Genomic DNA, 24,225 nt, shown 5'->3' with positions numbered 1-24,225 from the left:
TCGAGGATCTTCTTCATCGTCCACCAGCGCCGGCCGCCGCAGGAGCAACGATCGCCGGCCCTTGGCTCGTCGCTGGGGTCCGACCAGGCACTGGGCCGCGCATGCGCCGCGAAGCAGGACGCCGGTATGGCTGGCGGTAGTTCCGGCAGCAGTCGCGCGGCTTCCAACTGCGCGATGATGTCCGGTGACAGGACGTGCCGATGCCCGGGAGGGCCGCACCAGTACGACCCCACCGTCGTCGTCGGCCTCGCGGTCGGCGCCGGCGGTGAGCGTCTCGACCACGGCCTTCGCGAGATGCTGGAGCCAACTGCCCCGCGTTTTTCAGTTCGGAGGGGTACCCCCCACCTAATCCACCTAAAGCACCTAATCCGGCCGGCGCCGCGGGTGCTGGATTAGGTGGATTAGCCGGGTTAGGTGGGGTGGGGCGCTGCTGCCACCACGCGAGCAGCCGAGAGGCCAGGCGTAGATCGGCGCTGGTCCTGGCCGCACAGGCGAGCCGTAGCATCTCAAGCGCATAGTGCTGGGCAAGCGCGATGCCGCAGGACATGAGGTCGGCCGGCACGTCCATGGCCTCGTCGTCGGCGTAGAGGGTCAGCGCTGCGGCCAGGCGCCCGGCATGTTCCGCGGCCTTCGCCGCCCAGGCCCGGATCGGCGCGAATGCACCACCCGGGCCCGCTTCCCGCTCCATGTGGTCACTGAACCTGATCCACAACGCTCGGGCGTCGGGCGACAGGGTCATCACATGCGGCGCGAGCACGCTGTTGTCGTCCGCCCTGGTCGCTGGTGCACGACGCAGGAGAGCTCCGAGCTGGCGGCGATAGGTCGCCAGGCTCGTGGCGCACGCCTCCGGGGCTTCGCGATAGAACCGCGTGCCGACAGTGCTCTCCGGCGCCACCAGCAGCACGCGCGCCAGCATGCCGATGCCGTCCAGCATCGTGTCTCAGCCAGGTTGCATATGTCGATGGCGAGATGTGGGAGAAGATCGTCCTCAACCTCCTCTCCAACGCCTTGAAGTTTACGTTTGCCGGATCGATCCGCGTGACGCTGACCGAGTTGAAGGGGACTGCCATACTGGCGGTCTCCGACACCGGTACAGGTATTCCGGCCAATGAGCTTCCGTACCTCTTCGACCGATTCCACCGCGTCGAAGGTGCGGCCGGCCGCTCCCATGAAGGCAGCGGCATTGGTCTCGCTCTGGTGCGGGAACTCATTCGGCTGCATGGAGGCGATGTCAGGGTCCAGAGCGAGCCGGGCCGCGGCAGCGTCTTTACGATAGCCATACCGCTCGGCACCGCGCCACTCTTAGCAGACGAGCTCGCGCACGCATCGCAACCCGCAACTTCGGTCTCGGGATCAACTTCGGCGCGCACCGAGGCCTATGTGGATGAAGTGATGCGATGGCTGCCCAAGCCATCAGATGCCGACGCGACGGCGCCGAGCCCGCGTGAGATCAGCGCGCCATCCATCCCCGCTAATGCGCCGCGGATACTCGTCGCGGACGATAACTCGGACATGCGCGACTACCTTACGCGGCTGTTGGCTGCGGCCCGGTATCGGGTCGAAACCGCGAAGGACGGCCAGGAGGCTCTTCAAGCCGCCCTGGACAATCCTCCGGCGCTGGTCCTCAGTGACGTGATGATGCCGCAGCTAGATGGGTTCGCACTGTTGCGCGCCCTTCGTGCCGACCCGCGCACTGCAGATGCCCCGGTGCTGCTGCTCTCAGCCCGCGCTGGGGAGGAAGCCGAAGTCGAGGGCCTTAATGCGGGCGCCGACGACTATATGGTCAAACCCTTTTCGGCGCGGGAACTACTGGCGCGGGTCGGCGCGAACTTGCGTCTTGCCCAATTCCGGCGGGAAGCAGCCGACGCCGCCGCTGCCGGCGAAGCCCGCTGGCGCGGGTTGCTGACGCGGATGAAGGAAGGCTTCTGTATCTGCGACATGGAGTATAGCCCCGACGGCGAGCCCAAGGATTGGCGGTACGTCGAGGTAAGCGGTGGCTGGGATCGGATGGTCGGAATCCCAGCCGCGAAGGTCACCGGCCGCCGAGCGTCAGAGCTGTTTCCCGGGCTCGGACCTCGCTGGCTCGCCACTTATGCGAAGGTTCTTGAGACCGGTGAACCTGCCCATATCGAGGACTACGTGCAGCCTGTCGGTCGCTGGTTCGAAGTTTCCGCCTATCGCATTGAGCCCGGTCGTTTTGGCGCCCTGTTCCTCGACGTAACCGAACGGCGCGCCGCCGAAGGGCGCCAGGCTTTGCTAGCGCGGGAAGTGGACCACCGGGCGAAGAATATGTTGGCAGTCGTGCAAAGCATCGTGCGGCTGACTGCCGCCAACGACATCGAGGAGTACGCCGACGCCGTTGAGGGACGCGTAGCAGCGCTTGCTCGAGCTCACGCACTCCTGGCTAAAGATCGGTGGGAAGGCACGGATCTTCTTTCTGTCCTCAAAGAGGAGACTGAGCCTTATCACGGCCGCGTCGCGCTGGCCGGACCGCCAATCACGCTCCGGCCGGAAGCGGTGCAGGCCGTAGCCATGATCGTGCATGAATTGGCCACCAATGCCGCGAAGTACGGCGCCCTATCGGTCGCCACAGGCGGCGTGGCCGTCACTTGGCACCGAGATGCCGTAACGGGCGCGCTGCACATGCGTTGGCTGGAGCATGGAGGACCGTCTATTACCGCTGCGCCGGATCGTCAGGGTTTCGGATCGATCCTGATCGAGCAGACCGTGTTTAGCCAACTGGCCGGAAAGGTGCGATGGGGCTGGCACACTGCGGGATTGGAATGCGACATTGATGTTGCTGCCGCGAACCTTGCGACAGCAACGCCTGCCACACCTCCGACTTCGGCGAGGCCAGACAATGCCCCCAGGTGTGATGTTGCCTTGCGTGGCATCCGAGTTCTCGTAGTCGAGGACGACGCACTTGTCGGGCTGGAGATGGCGGCAAGGCTCCGGAAACTAGGCTGCGACGTCGTAGGACGTGCGACGACCCTCGATAGTGGTCTAGCGCTTGCCCATGCGGAACGAGCCCGGGTGGACGTGGCGTTGCTCGATATCAATTTGCGCGGGCAGTTCGCCTATCCCATCGCGTGGGCGCTTGCCGATGCCGGTGTGCCAGTGGTCTGGACGTCAGGATACGGCGAGCTTTCACCCGATGCACCTCGATTGGCGAGAACCCAGTTGCTGCATAAGCCAATCGCCGACGCGGAGTTGATCTCTGCACTACGCCGGGCGGTGATCGAGCCTGATTGACGATTTAGCACCGTCTAGGGGTGCATCGGGGCGGTGTTGATCGCTCCACGTCATGCTTTCTCGCCGCGGCCGTGGCCGCCATCCCGATCCGCGTCGACAGGCATCGGCGGTCGGACCACAAGTTGAGCTGTGCAATGCTCCCAGGACGCGGCAGCGGCCAGCCAGCAGGTAAGACGCTAACCGAGCTCCGCACGCGAACAAGGCGCGGGAGACGAGCCCCCCGCGGCTTGCCTGAGTTTGTTGCCGTAGACGGCGGCTAGCGGCGCTGCTGCTGCTGCTGCTCGTTCTGGTTCTTGTTCTTCTCGTCGATCCGCTGGCCGGGCTTGTCCTGCGTCTGCTGCCGCTGCTCGTCCTGACGCTGCCCGCCCTGCTGCCGATTCTTGTCGCGCTCGTTCTGGTCAGGATTCTGGTTGGGGTTCTGATTCTGGTTCTGACTCATGTGGCTGGTCCTCCGTGAGGTTAGCGCGAAAGAACAACTACGCGGATGCGCACGAGTTCGCTTTGACGGGCGACTGAAACATCACGTTGATAGCAGCGCGCGAAGGCCCCGGCCTCGCACTATCCCACGGGGATGCCCGAGGCCGTCCCACCATGCCGCCGCCGCGACCAGGTGCAGCCGTCACGCTGGCAAGGGGCGGATGGCACGCTGGCGCTGGCGGGGCTGGAGGCAAACGCCGACCACCTTTGGCTTAGCTTCTGCTGCGCCGGCTACAGCGGGTGCGAGAAGATCCTGCATCTCGGCATCCGCCCCGGCATCGTGCGGTTTGGGGCGATGGCAACGATAGGATCGATCGCGCAGCGGACGCGCTGCATTTGCGACAACCGGCGCATCCAGGCCCAGGTTTGCCCGGACGTGCGCGCCGCCGACACCATCAAGCGTGAAGGGCCGCATCCTTCGACGCGGGGGGATTTCGGGCAGGGCTGAGCAGGTGAGCCGGGACGAGCCGTGCACTCGTCGCTGGCAGGGATTGTAAGCGCAGGTGCCGCCCTTTCCCTCAAACTGGCCGCCGATACCGCGCGTTTGGCGGTCTCTATCAGGTTGGTGATGGCGATGGGCCACTGAGGTGGTTCGCACAATCGAGCGGAAGGCTGCCAACTTCACCCCGAGCCCGGCGAAAGCATACCGGCTCGGCTACTCTCGCGACGAGAACCCCGCTGCAGCGGCCAGCGGAGAGAGCCTGCGACAGAGCATCCACGATGAGTACGCTGCGTGGCTTCGGGCCGTGGCCGAGCGCGACCTTACCGGCCGCGATTATCGGTTTGACGAGGCGCTGGGCCTGCCGGGCGGGATTCGATTGGTTCTGCTGCGGTGAGGCCGCCGAGTTACCGCCGACCGCCCCGTTCGCGCTATCGTGCTGCGCGGCCGCATGAGACCGCCTAGGAGCACCATGGAAAAGATCGACGCGAAGATCCTCGGCGTGGTCTCGGTGACGCTGCTGACGCGGCTCGCCGGGCACCTGGAACGTGAGGGGGTGTTGCCGCGCGGCTGGACTGCGACCGAACTGCGCGACATCGCCGCGACCGCCGAGACGAACATTCTCCGCGGCAGCGATCCTGAGTTCCATCACGCATTCGCCCGAGCGCTCCAACGCATCGCTCAAGTCTGCCTGCAGCCGGTGCCGGAAGGCAGCGCTGAGACGAAGGAGCCGGCCTAGGCAACCCGGGGCTGGTCTGGCAGCCTACCCGGGCCGCGCGGTCACTCGAACCAGGGATCGTGACGGAGAGCACAAGCCGACTTGCGCTCGGCGGGCTTCTTGTTGGGCGGTTCGACCGATCTAGCTGCCGCCACCGCCCGCAGTGGCGGCTTCCACTCTGGGAGCCTTTAGGAGGCGCAGTCGGCCCCTCGATCCAACATCACCGTCTTTGTGCGTGACTGCCGCGCAACTTCCCGGCTAACCATCGCTTTCGTGATTAGCTGATCTACAAGACAAAGCGCTGGGGGGCGGGGTGAATGACTGAATTGCGTGACGCATACCATCGCGCGTGCGTAGAGTTGGAAGTTGCGGCGCGCGCACTGCAAGCTGCTGAGGCCAAGTTCCGCACGGCTCAGGCCCGATGCGAGGAGATCGAGAGCGCGCTGGGAATGACTAAGCTCAGTACGTGCCCGTTTCCTGAAGCTACTAAGTCGCGCCTTATTGCGCCAGACGCCAGGAGCACAGGCCCTGGCTTAGCTTTGCTTTCCCTGGTGGCCAGTGGCGTGAGGATACTGCGCCGCCCTCCGGAGTGGAACGCCATGGCGGCCGGCGTACTGATCGCGATGATCCTTTCCGCGGCATACGCTAGTAGCTTGCGGTGGTCTGAACAGATGTACCAAGAAGCGTTGAACTACGCGCCCTTCGTTGGGGAGGGTGACGCTGGTGTCTGGGCCAGTGTCGCCGCAATTTTTGGCGAAGAGACCGCGGAGGCTCAGTAGCGCTGCCAGTCCGCCTCGGCACCCGCGCGGCCTGTTGGGCGATAAGAAGCCGCCCGCCGCGTGGAGCGACGGGCGTAGGGAGATGGGTGCGAGTTACGATTGCCCTTAGAGGGCAGCGTTAGAACCTCGCCAGACCGCTGGAGTTTCGCAACGCGCCCAGACCCGCTCGCGTTCCTCCGTCATGCCCAAGCCTCGCCGCATCGAAGACCTCGATCTTGAGCGTGCAGCGCGCGACCGAGCGGCCGAGCTGGCGCGCCAGGAATACGGGGAAGCGGGCTTCTGGTTCGAGATCCAGCGCATCGGCCACACGCGCGAGTTCCGCTGTTTCATCGGCCACCAGCCCGGCAGGCCGGGCCAGATCGAAGGGATGACGGTGACAGTAAGGCTGGGAGCTGCTCCCCTACTGCTTCTCCATGCGATCAAGGATTCCCGCCAAGCGGTGAAGCGTCCTCAATGCCTCGGGGTACCGGTCCTCGGTACCTTCAACCGTCGAGATCCTGGCTCGGGCCGCTTCACTTCATCCGCCCGACCAAGCATCCGCTCCGCCCACGCACCATCTTCCTGATCATTAATGGTGCTGAGTTGGTCGAGCAGGTCCGAACGATCGATGATCCGCGACGCGATGAGATGCACGATCGGCACCTCGGCGTGCTTGGCCTCCCGTTCGACACGCCCTTCCACGAGCATCAGCCGCGATGTCAGCAGCTGCACGCGGTCGCGCGTCGAGATGTGCGTATAGACCACCACGTTGGCCATGCCGAACTCGTCCTCGATGGTCACGAAGATCACGCCCTTGGCCGTCATGGGCTGCTGCCGCATCAGCGTCAGACCGGGCACGCGAACCCGCCGACCCTGGGCAGCCTGTGCCAGGGTGCGGCTGTCATCGCACCGCAGGCGCCGCAGGACCGGACGCAGCAGCGCCAGCGGGTGGTTCCGCAGGGTCAGGCCGGTGGTGCCGTAGTCTCGCGCGATGGCCTCGCCCCCCGGCATTGCCGGCAGCTGCGGCGCTGCATCCGGGATCAATGGTCGGGCGTCGGCATGCTCGGCCCGCAGCGTCGCGCCGAATAGGCCTGGAAGGCGACGCCCTTTATCTGTGGATCGAGGACCATCGGCGTGACCAAGCCCCAGTTGCGAAGGCCGGCGACGACGATGGCGGTCTTCCGTGCCGATGCGGGACAGCCGCGCGCATTCTCTCGCCGCGAAACGCACGCCCTCGGACGGCAACCGTTCCGATGCCTCCCGGTGCGTCGCTCCCGCCTCCACTGCCGCCACCACTCTGTCTCGAATTTCCTTCGACGGCGCCTGCGCCATGCCTGTCGGCCTCCATTCCGGCAGCCATCTTGAATCAAAACGTTTTCCGCGGCGCCGAAGCTGAAATGATCCCAGGCAGTTCGAAGGCCACACTATTGTCTGCAGAGACCGAATGTTCAGCGCCTATCCGTAGCAAGAAGGCCCGCAATCACATTTACAGCGGGCTGCCGCCCGTGCCTCCTTTCGCCAATCATCCCTTAGGGCCCCGCTTGGGGCGCGTGCGCACCGGCTCCGAGGCGGCGGCAGGCGGGCGCTCCGGCCGACCACTATCGGCACCACCGACCCTGTCGCGTCCAAGCCGTCGGCGGAGCCGCTCGAGCCCGTCCTTGCACGCTACGACCATGGGCTTCATGCCGCAGGCGGAGGCTGCCTCGAGCGCGGCGCAGAAATGCGCCCTTGCCGCCGCGAGATCCGCATCTTCCGTCCGCAACGCCACCTCGCCGAGCACGCGGAGTGCGTTGGCCTCGTTCCCACGTTCCTGGTAGCGCCGCGCGAGTTCGACCGCATCCTGTGCGTGCCGAGCGGCCTCGTTGAACTGGCCTCGTACCAAGTGTGCCTCGGCAAGCCACGCGACCTCGTTCGCATGGCTTACCATGATGCCGACGGCCCGCGTCTGCCGGATCGCCTGCCAGATTAGATCCATCCCCTCTTCTGTCCGGCCGACGCGGCCGAGTGCATGGCCGAGCGTCGAGGCAAGGTTGGTGAACCACGCGGCGAAGCCCCATTTGCTGCAAAGGCGGAGCCCCTGCTCGAGCAGCGGGATCGCCGTCTCAAAACGCCCCTGGTGAACTAGGGCGAAGCCGCGGCTGTAGAGCGCGACGGCTTGGCCAAGCGGCTTGCCGATCGTGGCAGCGACGCGGCGAAGCTCGTCGCCGCACCGCTCTGCCTCGTCGAACTCGCCCAGGCGCGCAAGCGCCCAGATTAGCCAGCCGCGGAACGCCACCTGTGCCGGCAAGGGCAGACCGAAGGCGCGCTGCACCTCCGCCCCTGCGATTTCGGTTAGCACCTCGCGCATTGTCGCGGCGGACTCGGCGTAGTCACCGCGCGCGTAGTGCGCTTGGCCGATGTAGGAGCGCGTAAGCACCCGCAGGTCCGGCTCCCCCACCTCGTCCGCCAGGGCCAGTGCGCGCCGGCTCGCCTCCAGCGCCTGTTCAGGCTGACCGAGCAGCGAAAGGTCCCGCGCGACGAAAGCCGAGACCCAGGCTAGTCTGCTCCGGTCCTTCAGTTCGGCAGCGAGCCGCTCAGCCTCACGCATACTGCGAAGGTCGGCGGTGATCTCGCCGAGCGGGAAATAGGCGTTGCGCAGCTCGAAGCGGACATCGACCGACTCGGCGAGCGCCTCGCGCAGGGGGAGAAGGCGGGCCAACCCGAGCAACGTCTGCTCGAAATGTCGGATCGCCTCGCGATAGGCCGAGCGACCGGAGGCACGCTGGCCGGCCTCACGCCCGTATACGGCGAGACGGTCCCACACTTCACCGCGCCCAGCGTGGTAGGCAAGCGTCTCCACCTGCTCGGACAGCCGAGTCGCATGGACCTGTTCGATCGCCTGCAGAGTCTCGGCGTGGAGCGCGCACCGGCGTTTCCGCAGCATGCCATCGTAGGCGACCTCGCGCGTCAGCGCGTGCGCGAAGGCGTAGTGCGGCTCTGGGTAGAGGTCGCTCTCATGGACCAACCCAGCGTCCTCCAGGCGGAAGAGGAGGTTGAGCACCTGCTCCTGCGGCGCGTCGCGCAGCAGGGCGCGCAGCAGCACGAGCGGGAAGCGATTGCCAATCACCGAGGCGGCCTGCAGCATGCGCTTTTCGAGCGGCGCGAGGCGGTCGATGCGCGCGGCGAGCACGGCGTGCACCGAGGCCGGCACCCGCAGTTCCGAATGGGCCCCCGTGGCGTGGAAAGCGCCGGGCTCGCCCTCCAGCACCTTCGCCTCGACTAGCGCTCGCACGGTCTCCTCGAGGAAGAACGGGTTGCCTGCCGTCCGCTCCGCCAGTTCCTCCCCGAGCGCCGCGACGGTTGCGGGGACGCCGACGACGCTCTCGACGAGCCGCCGCGTGCTAGCTGCGGAGAGCGGAGCGAGGGCGAGGCGCGTCACGTTCGCCTCGTCCTCCGGCCAGCCCGGGTCTGCGCCCTCCGCGCGGTAATCCGCCAGCAGGAGGAGCCTTGACCCGGCGATCAGGCCCGGTAGTCCCGCGAGCAGTGCGCGGGTCTCGTCGTCAGCCCAATGGAGATCCTCGACAACGAGGAGCAGCGGCCTGTCCTCGCTGAGCCGCCTCACGAGCCGCAGAAAGGCCTCACGCGCCGCACCGCGCCGGCGGTGCGGGTCTAGCTCGGCCCAAGCCCGCGTAGCGGGGTCGAGGCTGAGCAGCGCCAGTATTCCTGCCTCCGCGTCCCAAAGCGGTTCGCCGAGTAATCTGAGCCCCTCGGCCACCTTCCGGTGCGTGTTGCCCGCATCGTCCAAGTCACCGATATCAAAGAGCGTCCTCAATAGCTCGGCAATGGGGTGGTGCGGGATGTCCCTGCCGTAGAAGACGCCGCCCGCCTCAAGCACTCGCCAACCCTCGACGTGGGGCGAGTGGGTGAGTTCCCAGATCAACCGGGACTTGCCAATCCCGGCGTCACCGACCAGCGCTACAACCTGGCCTTGCCCGGCGCCGGCGCGCGCGAGGCGGTCCTGCAACAGGGCGAGTTCCGCGTCCCGCCCCAGGAAGGGGCTGAGACCGCTGCGCATCGCTCTCGCGTGGAAGCGCGCGCGCGTGCTTCTAGCACCGAGCAGGCGGTAGACTGCCACCGCACCAGGCAGGCCGCGCAAGGCCACTTCGCCAACCGCAGTCGCCGTCACCAACTCCCCCGCCAGGTGGATTGTCTCGGCGGCGCAGAGCGTCTTGCCAGGCTCGGCCGTTTGCATGAGGCGGGATGCGAGATGGATTACCTCGCCGACGGCGCTGTAGGTCCAGTTGAGGTCTGAGCCAACGGTCCCAACCAGCACCTCGCCAGTGGCAATGCCGACGTGGATCCGCACCACGGCGGAGGCAGTGTCGCCTCCGTCCGCGCCCGAGGAGACGTGACCGAGCACTTGGTGCATGCGCAGCGCGGCGCAGCAGGCGCGGAAGGCGTGGTCCTCGAGCGAGGCCGGCGCTCCGAACAGCGCCATAATCCCGTCGCCGAGGATCTGATTCACGGTCCCGCCGTACATCCCAACCGCGTCCACCATGGACTGGATGAGTGGCTTGATGACCGCCCAGGCGTTTTCCGGGTCAAGGCCGCTGATCAGCTGCGTCGACCCGGAGATGTCAGCGAACAGAACCGTGATCTGCTTGCGCTCATTCTCCAGCGTGGCCCCTTCGCTTCCCGCAACTTGGCGCTCCCCCGCCGCGCTCGCTAGCCGACTGCTGCCGCGCCGGCGGCCCGTGGCAGCCTTGAGGACCGTCGCAGCACGCTCGCCTTGGAGCCCGGACGCTCGCGCGGCGAGCGCTCCTCCGGCAGCATGAGCAATCGGGACCAACACGGGGCGCGACACGTTGGCGGGGGTGGCGCCAGGGCTGCGGGGCTCCCCGACGGCCCGTCCGCCGGTACCCTCGCCGCGCCTAGCTCCGCGGTCGGGAGCCACGGCGGCCCAGCGGCCGCTCGGGATGGGGCGTGGTCTCGACGCCTCGTTCTCCCGATCGGGCGGCGGTCGTGGGCGTTGCGCCCTCCCAACTCGTGGCAGCGCCGCCGGGCGCCGAGTAGCCCGCCATGGCGATCGCGTCCTTCGCCATGCCCATGGCCTGCACCGCCTGCGGTATCCCGAGCAGCGGCGTAAGTCGCACGCTCTTGACCCCGCCCTCGGCGGCTATCGCCATGGAGAAGGCGCGGGCCGCTAGGCTACTGGGCAGCGCAACGATGGCGATGACATCATCTTCGCCGATGCCAACGAACTTGTCGGCGACGACAAAAGGCGGGACATCCTCGGTTGGGGGCTCGCCGCCATCGAAGAAGTGGTAGCGCGCGAAGGATCCACCGAGCCGTGCGATTAGCTTTCGCACAGCAGTAAAGCGCTGGTCCGCGTCGGTCGTCCTATCGATCTGCTGCTGCCAGGCCAGCGCGGTGTAGGATAGCTGGATGAGGTAATGCTCCACGTGCCGATCCTTCTTCTGCGGGGGCCCTGGCTCCTCCTCCGGAGGGACGCGCCGGAGCCGAAGCGGCCGCATTGCTTGAGCCAGCAAGAGTCCTTTCGAAGATATTCTGATGGCGCACAGAAATGCTAGCTCGGCGTGAGGACCTAGCTGTTTGGTTCGACGGCGCAGTCTCCTCCTGGGCATTGAAGCACGCGCTCAGGGCCAGGTTTCTCGCCGTTGCACCCTTACGGCTGACGCTACCTTGGCGCGATCCAGCACAGTCAGCGAGACTTCCACCCCTGGCCCGCCGACATGGCGAGAACCCAAGGACCACCGTGAAATCGTGCGCGCGAAGCGATGTCGCGGATCGACGAGCCGGTTCCGCCGAGCCACGCTTCGCCGCACTCTCGATCGAGGATGAGGCGATCGTCGTCTCTTTCCGGCGGGACACCCTGCTGCCGTTGGACTAGCTGGAGCTCATACGCGGTGCGGTGCCATGTGTGCCGTAGAAGACCTCTGCGAAACCGGCCTGATCGGTTGGCTGAGACGAGGACGCGGCGTGGAAGCGGCTGGGGCTGGCGGCTTCGGCGGTCCGAGGCCGGGCTGCGGACGCACGTCGCCCGTCAGTCGCTGAGCCGTTCGGGACGCCGCAGGTTCATCGCCGTGCAGAGCAGGTGCAGATGGGCGCCGCTGCGCGAGAGGCCGCGGTAGCGCACGCGGCGCCAGCCGTAGCTGCGTTTCATCGTGCCGAAGGCGCGTTCCACCTGGCCGCGGATCGGCGCCAGCGCCTGGTTCAGCCAGCGTCGCCAAGCGGTGATCGGGCGCCGAGCATGACCGCGATGCATGATGCCCTCGGCGATGCCGGCCTCGGCCAGCCCCTCGCCTCGGGCCACGCTGTCGCTGGCCTTGTCCATGAGCACCGCCGCTTCGAGACGGTAGTGACTAGCCCGTTCCTTGCGGTCGCCTTCCGAGCCTGGCGCTGCATCGTGCAGGTGGATCAGTACTTCCAGCGCAGCACAAAGGTGCAGCCGGGAAAGCGCTTCTCGATCCAGCGCGCGGACGGGACGCCGATGGCCTGGGCCGGGTTGTGGGAGGGGCATCGCGACAGCGCGGGCACCGTGACGCGCTCGTACTGCGTCATCACGACTGAGACCAACGCCCTGCTGTCCTCCGTCCATGATCGCATGCCGGTTGTCCTCGAAGCGGGGAATTGGCCTGTGTGGCTCGGCGGGGTGGAGGGCGACGCTAGCACGCTGCTGCGCCCTGCGGACGAAGGAGTGCAGACGATCCGGCCGCTGACGGCGCGGTAGGCGGCAGCGCTCCGATTAGGTGGATTGGGTGGGGGCACCCCGAATTTTGCGATTCCAACGGCCCATCGGCCGACGGACCCTTGCCACCGTTGCCAGCGTCTCCGCTGGAAAACACGTTGCGTTGCGGCTCTACGTGGCCGCCTTCGCGCTGCGGCGTGAGCGTACTGACGAGGCCGCGATGGTGGGTTTTCGAGTGCAGTGCTCGGCCCACGCCGCCATGAGCGGCGTGCGCCGGTCGAACAGGTCGGAGCGGCGATAGGCCCCTGACACCCTATTCCCGATCTCATGGGCAAGGGCCCGCTCGGCAGCCTCCCGTTCCTCTGGGCAGATGTCATCGACCCAGGTCGAGAACGTGGCACGGAACCCGTGTGGCACTGCGTCCCGGCCATCGGCATCGCGCCACGGGGCTGGCCTTCCTTTTGGCCGATCCGAGTTCATCCGTCTTAGCACCGCCGATAGCGCCATATCCGACAAGGGCACGCCACGCTTTGCGCTGGGAAAGATCAGCGCATCGCCGCGCAGGGCGGCGAGGCGGGGCAGCTCGGCAGCCGTGGCCTTACCGGCGGTGGCGAAGGCATAGGCATGGACGAGCACTTCGAGGGCTGCGGGCGGCAGCGGCACGCGATGCGGCTGCACCTCGCCCGACTTCTTCCCCTTCATCACCTCACCAGGGACCGTGAGCGTCGGCGTGCCATCAATGGACACCCAGGACCATCGCGCTTGGCGCACCTCGCCGGAGCGCAGCGCCGTCAGGATCAGAAACCGCAGCGCCAAGGCGGAAGCACCGTCCAGCTTGTCTAGCGCGGTCAGGAAGGCCGGCGTCCGTGCCCAGGGCAGGGATGGTTGCTTGCGACCGCCGGGCAGGGGCGGGAGGCCGGCATAGCGAAGCATCTTCGCGTCGGCCGGATTGTCGTTCGCCCGCCAGCCATGCGCGGCGGCATAGCGCAGGACGGTGGCGATGCGCCTCAGCACCTTCCGCCCGATGGATGGCGCCGAGGTCCAAACTGCGTCGATGGCCTCGCGCACCTTTGCTCGGTCGATTTCGGCGACCGGCCAGTCGCCGAGGGTCGGATAGGCGTGATTCTCCAAGGACGAGGTCCACAACAGCGCGGTACGCTTGTTCTTCCAGCCCGGCTCCTCGGCCTTGATGCAGGCGGCGGCGACGATGCGAAAGGTGCGGGCCCCGGCTTCCGCGGCGGCTTTTCGCTGGGCCTGCTGCTCGCGGGCGCCAGGCTGGCGTTCCTCGATAGGGTCATGACCTGCCGCCAGGATGGCGCGGGCGGCAGCAGCTCGCTTGCGGGCCTCGGCCAACGGAATGCCGGCAGGCAGCTCGCCAACTGGCCCTAAGCCCATCTCGCGAGCCTTGCCGTGTAGCGTGAAGCGGAGCAGCCAAGATTTCGTGTCGCCATTGGTGCCGGGGGCGATCTGCAAATATAGGCCGTCACCATCGCCGAACCGCACCGGCCGCTTGCCCTTGGCGGGGTCGTGACGGAGCGCCTTCACCATCACCGCCGTCAGCTTGCCCATTCGCGCACCCCAACGCTCTACCCCCGATCCTACCCCCAAACAGAATGGGGGTAGGGGTGGAGGGGCCTAGACATGTGTAGATGGAGGATTGCGCCAAAGGCAAGTTAGAAGGCTGAGAGACAAGCTTTACGTAGACGGCACTGGCTTGCCAGTTGGCGTCCGTAGAGGACGCCAACCTTTTCATTAGGTGGGCTTGTCGGACGCCCAGGTTCTCCAACGCCCAGTTCTGAGCGCTCATGATCGGGTTCGATCGGATCCTGCTCGTCCGTGATCGAACATTGTCCGTTTCGTGTCGGCGCGCTGCGATGCCGTGACGTTGCAATCGCTCATGGTGGCGACGAAGCGCCGCGTGGCCCTACCGTTGGCCGCCTTGCGCCCTATCACGTCAAAGGCATCATTACCCTTCACGGAGCATCGCGGTACGCGCATTCTCTGCTGAAGCCTGCACCGCGAACCGCGGATGCGGGCGGGGAGAGAACGGTGCCATGGCGCTGCTCGGCAGCATTCTTGAGGGCTCGCCTATGCTTGCCCTCTTCATCGCTATCGGCCTCGGCTACGCGCTTGGCCAGATCCCGGTCCTCGGCGTGACTTTCGGTGCAGGCGCGGTCCTCTTCTCCGGCCTCGCCATCGGGGCGATCGCTCCGCGTTCTGCACCGCCTGGGCTGGTGGGGACGCTGGGGCTGCTGATGTTCCTCTATGGCACCGGCATTCAGTACGGGGCGCAATGCGTGGCCGGGCTGAAGGGGCCGGGGCTGCGCTGGATCGTCCTCGCGCTCGTGGCCGTCATAGCCGCACTTTTCACCGCTCAGGCGGTCGGCAGCGTGCTCGGGCTGTCGCCCGCGATCCAGGCTGGCATGTTCGCCGGCGCAGGTACCAGCACCTCCGCGCTGCAAGCCGCGATCACAGCCGCTGGCGGGGGCCCTGAACCGACCATCGGTTATGCCGTCGCCTATCCGATCGGCGTGATCGGCCCGATCCTGTTGATGAGCTTCGTGCTGCGGCTATTCCACCCCAAGATCCCCACCCCCAGTCCGACGCTGCGGCATGCGGAGATCACGTTGCGTCCCGATGCGGCCAGCCGCACCGTCGCCGAGATCAGCGCAAGCCTACCCGAGGGCGTCACCGTCCTGGCCATGCGCCACAACCATCAGAACGCCCCGGCGGAACCAGGTGCACGACTCAGCGCAGGCGATGGGTTGCTCATCCTCGGCCCACCCGCTGCCGTGAACCAAGCCGTGGCCGCTTTGGGGGAGGAGGAGGAGGGTCGCCTGGCAAAGGACCGCGCCGACCTCGATGTGATTCGAGTCATCGTCTCGAAGCCGGCTTTCCGTGGCTGCACCCTGGCCACCATGCCGAAGCCGAGCTTCCCAGTGCGGGTGGCCCAGGTCCGTCGTGGCGATTCCCTGATGCCGGCAGGCCCCGATCTCGAGCTCGAATACGGCGACGTTCTCGTGCTGCTTGCCGAAGCGGGGCGCCGCCCGGACCTCGTCGCGCATTTCGGGGACAGCGTGAAGGGGAACGCCGAGCTGTCCTTCGTCTCCATGGGCATCGGTATGGCAATCGGCCTGCTGGTGGGGCTGATCACGATCCCTTTGCCGGGCGGTGGGAACTTCAGCCTCGGCGTCGCGGGCGGGCCGTTGGTCGTCGCCCTGTTCCTCGGCTGGCGGGGCAGCACCTTCGGGATTGGCTGGCGCATGCCGGTGGCGGCCAACATGGTGCTGCGCAATTTCGGCCTGTCGATCTTCCTCGGCCAGGTCGCCATCGCTTCCGGCCGGCCTTTCGTCGATACCGTCGCCGCACAAGGCCTCGCGGTCCTCCTCGGCGCCGCCCTTGTTCTCGCGACCATTGTGCTGACCGTACTCCTGGTCGGCCACCTGCTTCTGCGTATCCGCATGGACGACCTGTTCGGCGTCTGCTCGGGGGCCACAGGCAACCCGGCCATCCTCGCCGGCGCCAACCGGATGCTCGGGTCTGACCGCGCCGATGTGGGCTACGCCATTGTCTTCCCCACCATGACCATCGCCAAGATCATCGCCGTCCAGTTCATGCTCGGCTGACGGCATCGAAAACAGGCCGCGGAGGCGCGGACCGGGAGGAGACGACCATGCGCATCGCCATGTTCAGCACCAAGCCCTACGACCGTCGGAGCTTCGATGCGGTGAACGAGGGCATGGGGCACGAGATTCTGTACCTTGAACCGCGCCTCGCGCCACTCACTGCGCCGCTTGCGGCTGGAGCGGAAGCCGTCTGCGTCTTCGTCAACGACGACCTTAGCGCCGCCGTGCTGGAACGGCTCGCCGCGGATGGCACGCGGTTGGTGCTGCTGCGCTGCGCCGGGTTCAACAATGTCGACCTTGCGGCGGCGGAGCGCCTGGGGATGAAGGTCGCCCGGGTGCCTGCCTATTCGCCGCATGCCGTGGCGGAGTTCACCATCGGACTGATCCTCAGCCTCGTGCGCGGCATCCACCGAGCCCATCAGCGCACGCGAGATGGAAACTTCGCGCTCGAAGGGCTTCTCGGTTTCGACCTGCACGGTAAGACGGTGGGCGTCCTCGGCACCGGGAAGATCGGCGCCATCGTCGCGCGCATCCTTGCCAGCGGCTTCGGATGCCGCGTCCTGGCCCATGACGTCCGTCCCGACCCGGAACTGATGGCGATCGGCGTCACCTACGCCGCGCCTCGCGAGATCGCCGCCCAGGCCGACATCCTGACGCTGCATTGTCCCCTGACACCCGAAACCCATCATGTGGTCCGGGCCGAGACGCTCGCCCTCGCGAAGTCGGGGATGGTGCTGGTGAACACTAGCCGTGGCGCGCTGATCGACACGGATGCAGTGATCGATGCCCTCAAATCCGGCCGGCTCGGCGGCCTTGCCATTGATGTCTACGAGCAGGAGGCCGACCTCTTCTTCGAGGACCTCTCCAACAAGATTCTGAATGATGACGTCATCGCCCGCTTGCTGACCTTCCCCAATGTGCTGGTGACGGGCCACCAGGCCTTCTTCACTGCCGAGGCGATTGGCGCGATCGCCGAGGTGACGTTGGGCAACGCGAGCACCATCGCTGCGGGCGGAGCACTCGGCGCCGCGGAAGTCGCGCTGCCAGCGCGAGCGGTGGCACATGGGTAACGGCTCCTTCGACCTGGCGCGCGATTTTACGTGGCATCCCGGCGAAGCGACCGCGTGCTGCTGCTGCTGACCTCTCGGATGATCCTGGAGGCAAGGGTGCGTCGAGCGAGAGGACAAGCATGCAGAGGTGCCGATCGTGCACCTCCTTGCGTCCCCGATCGATCAGTCGGGCCTGCTGGACCAGTTCGCCCGCATCGCAGGCCCGGACGATGACGCGTGGACGGAGCGGATGCTGGGACGGGCCGGGTCACCGGCGACGTCAGATTTCGCAGCGGAGCCGTGCCTTGCGTGGAGGCTTTCTCGTTGAACGCCGGCATCCGCCTGGCGAGCTGGCTTCCGCTGCATCACGACACGGCCTGATCGGCCGCGTACTCGAACCGCTGTTCTTCGGCGGTGACCAGCGCAGATGGGACTTCCCAGCGGCGCCCATCTACAACGGCTTGTCGCCGCACAACACGGGAGGACTGCGCCCCCGCCGGTGAGGCGAGCCCGCGCCGGCGATCAGGCCGTCGTCATTGCCGTCAACGCGCGCCCCGGATCGCTCTAACGGCCCAGATCAGGATGCACGCCCCGACCACACCGGCCACGAGGTAGCCGAGCCATCCGCCGAACGAAACGCCCACCATGCCGAACAGGAGGCTGGCAATCGCGGCGCCGATAATGCCGAGGATGATGTTCAGGAAAATGCCGGTGCCGGACTTCATGAGTGCGGAGGCGATCCATCCGGCGAAGCCGCCAATGATGATCGCCGCAATCCAGCCGATGCTTCGGTCGTCCATAGCCAGGTCCCCCTTCCGAGCAGCGGGCGCCGCTGCCTGCGAACCGCTGAACGGCACTATACCGGAATGGTTGCGTGATGGGTCAGTATTCGGTGGTCCCGCGGCTCTCAGCACCGGTCGCCAACACACCTTCGGCGCCGTGTTGTGGCGTTGGGTAGCGGAGGCATGAGATGCTCCCGCCGGCCATGCGCGACAACTCATGGACACGCCTGATCAGCACCCGCTCTGCTCCGGGACCGGTCACTGAGTTAGGCGCGCAATCCGCTTCCGGTCCCGAGCAGTCGCGGCGCTATTCGGCGCTTCCCCTGCCAGGACCGCTCTGAAGCCACTCTGCCCATGCTGCGCCCTACTGATTAGCTGCGGCGCAGTGGGGTGATCCGACCTATCGCGCCCGCGTCTCGATCTCCACGGAGGCGGTCATGCCGGCCGACAACACGACATCCTCCGGCACGGCATCGATGTGAATGCGCACCGGAATGCGCTGCGCCAGGCGCACCCAGGTGAAGATCGGGTTCACCGTCGCGAGGCCCTGCTGGTTCGGCTGTGCATTCGCGACCGCGATGCCGCGCGCGATGCTGTCCACCCGCCCGCGCAGCGGCGCATCGTGGCTCATCAGCCGGATCGTCGCAGCGTCGCCGGGGCGGATCGCGGCGAGGGCCGTCTCCTCGAAATACCCATCGACCCAGAAGGAGCCGGCATCGACCACCGCGATGCGGTTCTGCCCCACGCTCGCATAGTCCCCGAGCCGCGCGGCGAGGTTCGTCACCCAGCCATCGACCGGCGCGCGGATCTCGGTGCGGTCGAGATCGGCGCGTGCCCGGTCGAGCCGTGCGCGCGCCTCCATCACCAGCGCCTGCGCGGAAGCCGCATGCGCCGCGTAGCTCTGCTGTTCCTCGAGCGAGACGGCGAGGTCGGTGAGGCGGGCGCGGCGCTGCGCCTCATGCGCGGCGTTGTCGGCATTGGCGCTCGCCTGCTGCAGGGCCGCCTCGGCCAGCGACACGGCAATGCGGTAGTCGGTGGGATCGATGCCGATCAGCAGATCGCCGCGGCGAACGAAGGCGTTGTCGGCCACCGGCAGGGCAACGATGCGGCCGGCGACCTCGGGTGCGATGGTCACGACATAGGCCCGTACCGTCGCGTCCCGCGTCCACGGGCTCGCCATATAGGCCCGCCAACCGGCCCAGCCGGCGAGGGCCGCCAACAGCACCGCCGACAGCGTGATCAGTACGCCGCGCGGGGTCGTGCGCGATGCAGCCTGGCCAGCCGGGGCAGCGTCGTCAGGGGAGGGCATCCGGAACTCCATGGGCAGTGAGCAGCACGATGGCGGAGAGCAGCAGGACATAGACGGCGAAGACGAACAGCGCCGGATGCCAGACATGGCGGAGCAGTCCGTGCCGCGCGGCGGCCCATCGCAGCGCAATGGTGACGGCCCAGGCGGCCAGCATCATCGGCACGATGGGGGCGACGAGGACGCCGAACAGGGACAACTCGGCGAATCTCACGATACCGCTCCGTCGTCGATGTAGGCGGCGTGGTCAGTCAGCGCCTCGGAGATCGCGAGGATCGCTGCGCGCGCTTGCAGCGCCGCCGGCCCGTCCGCGACGAGAGCGCGGTCGAGCTCGGCAAGGCACGCCACGGCTGCGGCGCTGCGCCCGCCTGCGATGGCGGCGAGGGCCGTACCGAGCGACGCGCACCGGCCCGCGTCAAGGATCTCGCCATGCAGTCGGAGGATCTGTTCCCCGAGATCATGCGCCACCAGCAGCCGTGCGCGGCCGAGCGGCGCGGCCTGGTCGGGCAGGGCCGCGATCCGGGCGTAGAGCCGCGCGGTCCAGGCCGAGGCTGTCCAGCGTTGCGGCGCCGCGGCGAGCGCCCGCAGGTCGCGAAGGCTGAGCCCCAGCAGCCGCGCCGCCTGATGCGCCACCGGCGGCGGCGGCCAGAGCCGGAAGGCGAGCATCGCGATGCCGCAGCCGACGAACAGCGCCACCGCATTGTTGAGGAAGCCGGCAATGTTGTAGGCCATGGCATTGGTCGGGGAGAGGAAGGGCACGAAGGAAGCGACCATGCCCATGGCGACGGAAGGCCGCCAGCCGCTCGCCAGCACCGCGCCTACCGGCACCAGATAAACGGCGAGGGCCAGGCCGAAGGCCGGAAAAGACGAGAGTGCCGGCAACAGCATGAAGCCGACCACCGCCGCTCCCGTCACTGCCACGACATTGCCGAGCATGTAGTCGACCGCGCCGGCAAACGCCTGGTCGGCGCGCGGCGCGAAGAGGATGGCAGGCACCGCCGCCCAGATGATCGCCACCGCTCCCTGGGGCCAGGCGGTGACGATCCACAGGAGCTGCGCGGCGAGGATGGTCAAGATGGCACGGCCGGCATTGACCAGCGCCGGGTGCCAGTCCGGCACCTGGAAGCGCCAGGCGCCACGCCCGAGCGGGGCGCGGCCACGGGCGCCCTCGAGCAACGCCAGGCCATTCAGCATGTCGGCAAGACCGCCAAGCGTCTTGGCCGTCTGGTCGGCGAGCAGCCGTTCGGAGGGCGATCGCGCCGGGTAGTCCGCCAGCGCCCGCGCGGCCGCCCGAGCTTCGGCGTCCAGCCGCGCCGGGTCATGCAGCCGGGGTTGCTGGCCGGGCGATGCGAAGGCGGTGCGCAGGGCAGGCGGGAAGGCGGCGAGGATCGGGGCGGCCTCGGCCTGGCCGACCAGCCGGAGTGCGGCAGCCCGCCAGCCGCCGAGCGCGGTGACGCCGCCGGCAAGCATCGCCTGGAGCGTCAGCGACCGGTTGCGCAGCGCCGCCGATTCCCCGATCGCCTGGTCGATGGCCGGGTCGAGCGCGATGACGCGCCGCATGAATTCCCGCCGGACGGGGCGTGAATCTGGCAGGTCGGCGCCGGCGCGGCCGAGTGCCTCGGCGAAGCCGCCGCCGATGTCGGCGATGAGCCCGGCGACCGTCGTCGCCAGCCCGCGTCGCGCCGCGCCGAGGTCCGTGGCGGCCAGGATGACGCCGGCGCTGGCAATGCCGAGGCAGACTTCGGTCATCCGCGTGACCGCCAGCATGAACGCGTCGCCATTCGGCCCGCCCGTCGCGCCCAGCTGGTCGCTGACGATGACAGCGGTGGTGAGTGCGGCAAGCCCGGCCGCGTAGGCGGCGAAGTTGCGCAGCAGCGTCGCGGCCAGCGCGCAGGCGCCGCCCCACAGCGCGAGCAGGATGAGAAAGCCGGTGCGGTCCTGCGGAAAGGCGGCCGTTATCGCAACGGCGACGACCGCGCCGACGATCGTCCCGAGCATGCGGAACCAGCCCTTCCGCAGCGAGGCGCCGAGCTGCGGCTGGCACACCATGGCCGCGCTGGTCCCGGCCCAGCCGGGCGCGTCGAGTTCCAGCCAGAAGGCGAGATAAAGCGCAAGGCAGACTGAGGCGGCGAGGCGCAGGCCGAACAGCAGCGGCGGCGCGCCGGCATGGAATGCGCCGGCCAGAGCCCGCCAGGACGGCGCGCCGGACCGCGGCAGCGACTGCTGCCAGCCCGTCATGGGTGTGCGCCGCCGGCCCGTTTCGGTTCCATGCGCGACTCCAATGCCAACGATGCAGAATAGCGACAAGGTTGCGATGCAGGCGTCACCAGATCCAGGCATTCGCGATGACATGCCCTCAGGCGCAGGGTGCGTGGCTCGACGCCCCTGTGGCCGAGCCTGCGGTGTGCTGGGAGCCGGCGCAATTGGCACCATTCCTCGGCTCAGGGTCCACTGATTGAGGCGGAAGCGGACGGGTTGCGGCCGACCGCGTCCATGCGGCTTGCCGCCCTGCGGGCGTCGGGGCGGGTGCATCGCGCCACCACAGGCCACGCGATGACATGGCTGATGCCATGGAGCACCCGCCCGTCATTCGCCTGCGGCATCCGGCCCAGCCGTGTCGCTTCAAGCCGTTGATTGAGTGCTGAGCTCTGAAGCCTGTTTGCGCTTGTCGAGCGATTGTCGGGCCGGGCAAGCTATGTTCCGGAGCCGGTCGGACTTTGCCGGCCCGCTGAGCCGCACCGGGGATCTGCACATGCGTCAGATTCGTTCGCTCGCCTTGCGGGTGCCCGCTCTCCGCCGCCTTGTGGATCATCGCGACCGCCTGCGGGCGGAACTGGAGGCGGCGCAGACCGCGTTGCAGGCCGCCGCCTCAGACTTGCAAATGGAGCGCTCCGCGCTGCAGACCGCCGACGCCGCCCTGAGAGCCGAGCGCGCCGCCAGGGAGACCCTCGATCGTGTCACCAAGCCTCTTCGGCAGGCGCGGGATGAGAGCCGGCTTCTGGTGACCGACTACGCGTACTTCCCCGTCGCGCGTCCGATCGACAGGGCGGCCGGAGGCCGGCAAATTGAGGAGTTGTTCCGCCGCAGCGAGTCTTCGATCGCGACAACCATCGCAGGGATCGCCCGCCATGCGGATGCCTTGGCGCGCATTCCGCGATGCCAGGAAGACCCGGCCCGGCCTCATTGGGAGAATGATTGGTTTCCGCCCTTCGATGGCGCGGCGCTTTACGGCCTGATCGCAGAACGGCAGCCGCGTCTCTATCTCGAGGTCGGCTCCGGCATCTCAACGCGCTTCGCGCGGCAGGCGGTGTCGGATCTCGGCCTGGCGACGAGGATCGTCTCGATCGACCCGGAGCCGCGCGGTGCAGTGTCCGACCTATGCGATGAAACGATCGTGCAGAGGATGGAAGACGTCCCCGGCTCGTATTGGGAAGGCCTTGCAGCCGGCGACATGCTGTTCATCGACAACAGCCATCGCAGCTTCCCCGGCTCGGACGTGACCGTATTCTTCTCGGAGGTGATGCCGGCGCTCCCACCCGGTGTGATCTACGGCATCCACGACATCTTCCTCCCGTGCGACTACCCGTCCGCATGGGATGAGCGGTTCTACAACGAGCAGTACCTGCTGATGGCTTATCTCCTTGGCGGCAATGGCGGCGACGAGGTGCTCCTGCCGGTTCACTGGGCGGTGAAGCTGCCGCAACTGCACGGGCTCCTGTCGCCGCTGTGGGATAACGCATCGCTATTCGATGGCATCGGGACCGGCGGCGGCGCCTACTGGGCGCGCCGCGGAGGTCCGGGGCCGCCCACGTCGCCACACTGATCCAATGTCGAGGGCTGCGCAGAAAACCTCGCCAGCGCCGCGCTTCGGCACGAGGGCTTGGGAACGGGCCGAGCGTCGCCTCCATGATCCGGTACACACTACCCCAGCAGCGCCTGCGCGTGACGTTCACGGTGCTGATCGCGTCGTAGAGGATCTTGTATTCGCAAGTCGCGCCCGAACTGCGCGGAGCGAGTTCCGGCACGTGGTTCCTTCAATCCGTCAGTGGAGGGCCGGCATCGGTGGCCTCGGCCGTCGTGCTGTCCCATCATGACGGGTGCCCGAAGGAGCAAACCGGATGAAGATCACGCGCCGCGCAGCAACCGCCATGATCCTGGCGCCCGGCTTGGCATCGGCCCAGCAGCAATGGGCGCCCGGCCGGCCGGTGACCTTCCTCGGACCGTATGCTGCCGGGGGGTCGTTCGACGTGACGCAGCGCGCGATGGGGCGTGCGTCCGAGCCGATGATCGGCCAGCCGATAGCGATCCTGAACCGGCCGGGCGGCGCCGGCACCATCATGCTCAATGAACTGGCCCGCGCCCGACCGGACGGGCTGACGATCGGTCTGCTGAGCGTGAACACGAACGCCGTCGCACCGCAGCTCGTGACGATGACCTTGGACCCGGTCGCCGATTTCACGCCGCTGATGACCTATGGCAGCTTCCTCACCTTCGTGGTGGTGGCGAATACCGCACCCTTCAGCGGCCTGCGCGACCTCATCGCCTATGCTCGCCGGGAGCCTGGAAAGCTGACGGTGGGCGTGGCAGCGATCGGGGCGAACTCGCATCTGAACATGGCGAGGCTTTTTGCCGAGGAGGGCGTGGACGTCACCTTCGTGCCGTTCACGGGCGGGGCGCCCGCCAATACGGCGCTACTCGGCGGGCACATCCAATGTGCGGTGGTCTCGGGCGAGGTCCTGCCCACTGTGAGGGACGGATCGCTGCGCATCCTCGCCATTCTCAATGCCGACAAGAGCGAGGAATTCCCCGCCGTCCCGACATTGCCCGAACTTGGCTATTCGTGGTCGGCGAAGCCGTGGATCGGCTTCGGTGGGCCACGCGGCCTGCCGGAAGCGGTCGCCTCCCGCTGGACGGAGGTGCTCCTCGCCGCGGGCGACAGCCGGGAAGTGCGGGAAGTGATGCGTCAGCTCGCCTTCGTGCCATTGCGCACGCAGGGGGATGAGATGCGGCGATTGATGGCGGAGAGCCTCGCCGAGCACGAGACGGTGGCCCGCGCCATCAGGATCGGGCGCTTCGCCGGCCAGTAGGCGCGCCGCGAACCGATCCCGCGCGCAGCGTCTCGCCGGGGGA

At 67.6% G+C, this 24,225-nt stretch carries 20 protein-coding genes; 8 read left to right on the top strand and 12 right to left on the bottom strand.

Annotated features, from left to right (window positions below; genetic code table 11):
- Positions 1-13 precede the first annotated feature (13 nt).
- On the bottom strand, positions 14-934 hold the full coding sequence (locus GXW78_RS28675; RefSeq protein ID WP_211871767.1) for a DUF3987 domain-containing protein: 921 nt from the start codon (positions 932-934) through the stop codon (positions 14-16).
- Between the two features lie 35 nt (positions 935-969).
- Between GXW78_RS28675 and GXW78_RS25645 the strand changes: the two genes are divergently transcribed.
- The gene (locus GXW78_RS25645; RefSeq protein ID WP_211871766.1) at positions 970-3,252 is read left to right on the top strand and encodes a response regulator; all 2,283 of its coding nucleotides are present in this window, start codon (positions 970-972) and stop codon (positions 3,250-3,252) included.
- Between the two features lie 256 nt (positions 3,253-3,508).
- Here the strand turns inward: GXW78_RS25645 and GXW78_RS25640 are convergent, their stop codons facing one another.
- A complete protein-coding gene (locus tag GXW78_RS25640) occupies positions 3,509-3,691 on the bottom strand; it encodes a hypothetical protein (protein WP_211871765.1) in 183 nt (60 codons plus the stop codon).
- A 132-nt stretch (positions 3,692-3,823) separates the two neighbouring features.
- Here GXW78_RS25640 and GXW78_RS25635 point away from each other — a divergent pair, with 132 nt between their 5' ends.
- Positions 3,824-4,177, top strand: coding sequence for a hypothetical protein (locus GXW78_RS25635; RefSeq protein ID WP_211871764.1), 354 nt, complete (start codon positions 3,824-3,826; stop codon positions 4,175-4,177).
- Positions 4,178-4,640: 463 nt separating this feature from the next.
- Positions 4,641-4,907, top strand: coding sequence for a hypothetical protein (locus GXW78_RS25630; RefSeq protein WP_211871763.1), 267 nt, complete (start codon positions 4,641-4,643; stop codon positions 4,905-4,907).
- 876 nt (positions 4,908-5,783) lie between these two features.
- Here the strand turns inward: GXW78_RS25630 and GXW78_RS25625 are convergent.
- From GXW78_RS25625 to GXW78_RS25605, 5 genes are all read right to left on the bottom strand, one after another.
- Positions 5,784-5,972, bottom strand: coding sequence for a hypothetical protein (locus GXW78_RS25625; protein WP_211871762.1), 189 nt, complete (start codon positions 5,970-5,972; stop codon positions 5,784-5,786).
- Between the two features lie 143 nt (positions 5,973-6,115).
- A complete protein-coding gene (locus tag GXW78_RS25620; RefSeq protein ID WP_211871761.1) occupies positions 6,116-6,976 on the bottom strand; it encodes a hypothetical protein in 861 nt (286 codons plus the stop codon).
- A 190-nt stretch (positions 6,977-7,166) separates the two neighbouring features.
- Positions 7,167-10,487 carry an ATP-binding protein gene (locus GXW78_RS25615; RefSeq protein ID WP_211871760.1) on the bottom strand — a complete coding sequence of 1,107 codons (3,321 nt, stop codon included), beginning with the start codon at positions 10,485-10,487 and terminating at the stop codon, positions 7,167-7,169.
- A gap of 67 nt (positions 10,488-10,554) precedes the next feature.
- Entirely contained in the window at positions 10,555-11,085 is a 531-nt protein-coding gene (locus GXW78_RS25610) for a hypothetical protein (protein WP_211871759.1), read from the bottom strand.
- Between the two features lie 602 nt (positions 11,086-11,687).
- Entirely contained in the window at positions 11,688-11,978 is a 291-nt protein-coding gene (locus GXW78_RS25605) for a transposase (RefSeq protein WP_211871758.1), read from the bottom strand.
- Here GXW78_RS25605 and GXW78_RS25600 point away from each other — a divergent pair.
- The gene (locus tag GXW78_RS25600; protein ID WP_211871782.1) at positions 11,895-12,374 is read left to right on the top strand and encodes an SOS response-associated peptidase; all 480 of its coding nucleotides are present in this window, start codon (positions 11,895-11,897) and stop codon (positions 12,372-12,374) included. The genes GXW78_RS25605 and GXW78_RS25600 overlap by 84 nt on opposite strands.
- Before the next feature lie 129 nt (positions 12,375-12,503).
- On the opposite strand, the gene GXW78_RS25595 is transcribed toward GXW78_RS25600, so the two are convergent.
- Complete coding sequence (locus tag GXW78_RS25595; protein ID WP_211871757.1) at positions 12,504-13,901, bottom strand: tyrosine-type recombinase/integrase; 1,398 nt, start codon at positions 13,899-13,901, stop codon at positions 12,504-12,506.
- A 485-nt stretch (positions 13,902-14,386) separates the two neighbouring features.
- Between GXW78_RS25595 and GXW78_RS25590 the strand changes: the two genes are divergently transcribed.
- Positions 14,387-15,958 (top strand): aspartate:alanine exchanger family transporter, encoded by a 1,572-nt coding sequence (locus GXW78_RS25590; protein WP_211871756.1) that lies wholly within the window; start codon positions 14,387-14,389, stop codon positions 15,956-15,958.
- 47 nt (positions 15,959-16,005) lie between these two features.
- A complete protein-coding gene (locus GXW78_RS25585; RefSeq protein WP_211871755.1) occupies positions 16,006-17,028 on the top strand; it encodes a 2-hydroxyacid dehydrogenase in 1,023 nt (340 codons plus the stop codon).
- Between the two features lie 521 nt (positions 17,029-17,549).
- Here the strand turns inward: GXW78_RS25585 and GXW78_RS25580 are convergent.
- The 4 genes from GXW78_RS25580 to GXW78_RS25565 all read right to left on the bottom strand — a co-directional run bounded on the left by GXW78_RS25580 (position 17,550) and on the right by GXW78_RS25565 (position 21,333).
- A complete protein-coding gene (locus tag GXW78_RS25580; protein WP_211871754.1) occupies positions 17,550-17,807 on the bottom strand; it encodes a GlsB/YeaQ/YmgE family stress response membrane protein in 258 nt (85 codons plus the stop codon).
- A gap of 382 nt (positions 17,808-18,189) precedes the next feature.
- A complete protein-coding gene (locus tag GXW78_RS25575; RefSeq protein WP_211871753.1) occupies positions 18,190-19,098 on the bottom strand; it encodes an efflux RND transporter periplasmic adaptor subunit in 909 nt (302 codons plus the stop codon).
- Positions 19,085-19,309, bottom strand: coding sequence for a DUF1656 domain-containing protein (locus GXW78_RS25570; RefSeq protein ID WP_211871752.1), 225 nt, complete (start codon positions 19,307-19,309; stop codon positions 19,085-19,087). Before GXW78_RS25570 ends, GXW78_RS25575 begins: the two co-directional genes overlap by 14 nt.
- Entirely contained in the window at positions 19,306-21,333 is a 2,028-nt protein-coding gene (locus tag GXW78_RS25565; protein WP_211871751.1) for an FUSC family protein, read from the bottom strand. The genes GXW78_RS25570 and GXW78_RS25565 overlap by 4 nt, the downstream gene beginning before the upstream one ends.
- A gap of 514 nt (positions 21,334-21,847) precedes the next feature.
- On the opposite strand from GXW78_RS25565, the gene GXW78_RS25560 reads away from it, so the two are divergent.
- Positions 21,848-22,918 (top strand): class I SAM-dependent methyltransferase, encoded by a 1,071-nt coding sequence (locus GXW78_RS25560; RefSeq protein WP_211871750.1) that lies wholly within the window; start codon positions 21,848-21,850, stop codon positions 22,916-22,918.
- Positions 22,919-23,213: 295 nt separating this feature from the next.
- Positions 23,214-24,182, top strand: coding sequence for a Bug family tripartite tricarboxylate transporter substrate binding protein (locus GXW78_RS25555; protein ID WP_211871749.1), 969 nt, complete (start codon positions 23,214-23,216; stop codon positions 24,180-24,182).
- Positions 24,183-24,225 lie beyond the last annotated feature (43 nt).

Source organism: Neoroseomonas terrae (genome assembly GCF_018129025.1).
Taxonomy (GTDB): domain Bacteria; phylum Pseudomonadota; class Alphaproteobacteria; order Acetobacterales; family Acetobacteraceae; genus Neoroseomonas; species Neoroseomonas terrae.
The sequence above is the reverse complement of the archived record's forward strand: the minus strand, read 5'-3'. Positions and strand labels throughout refer to the sequence as shown.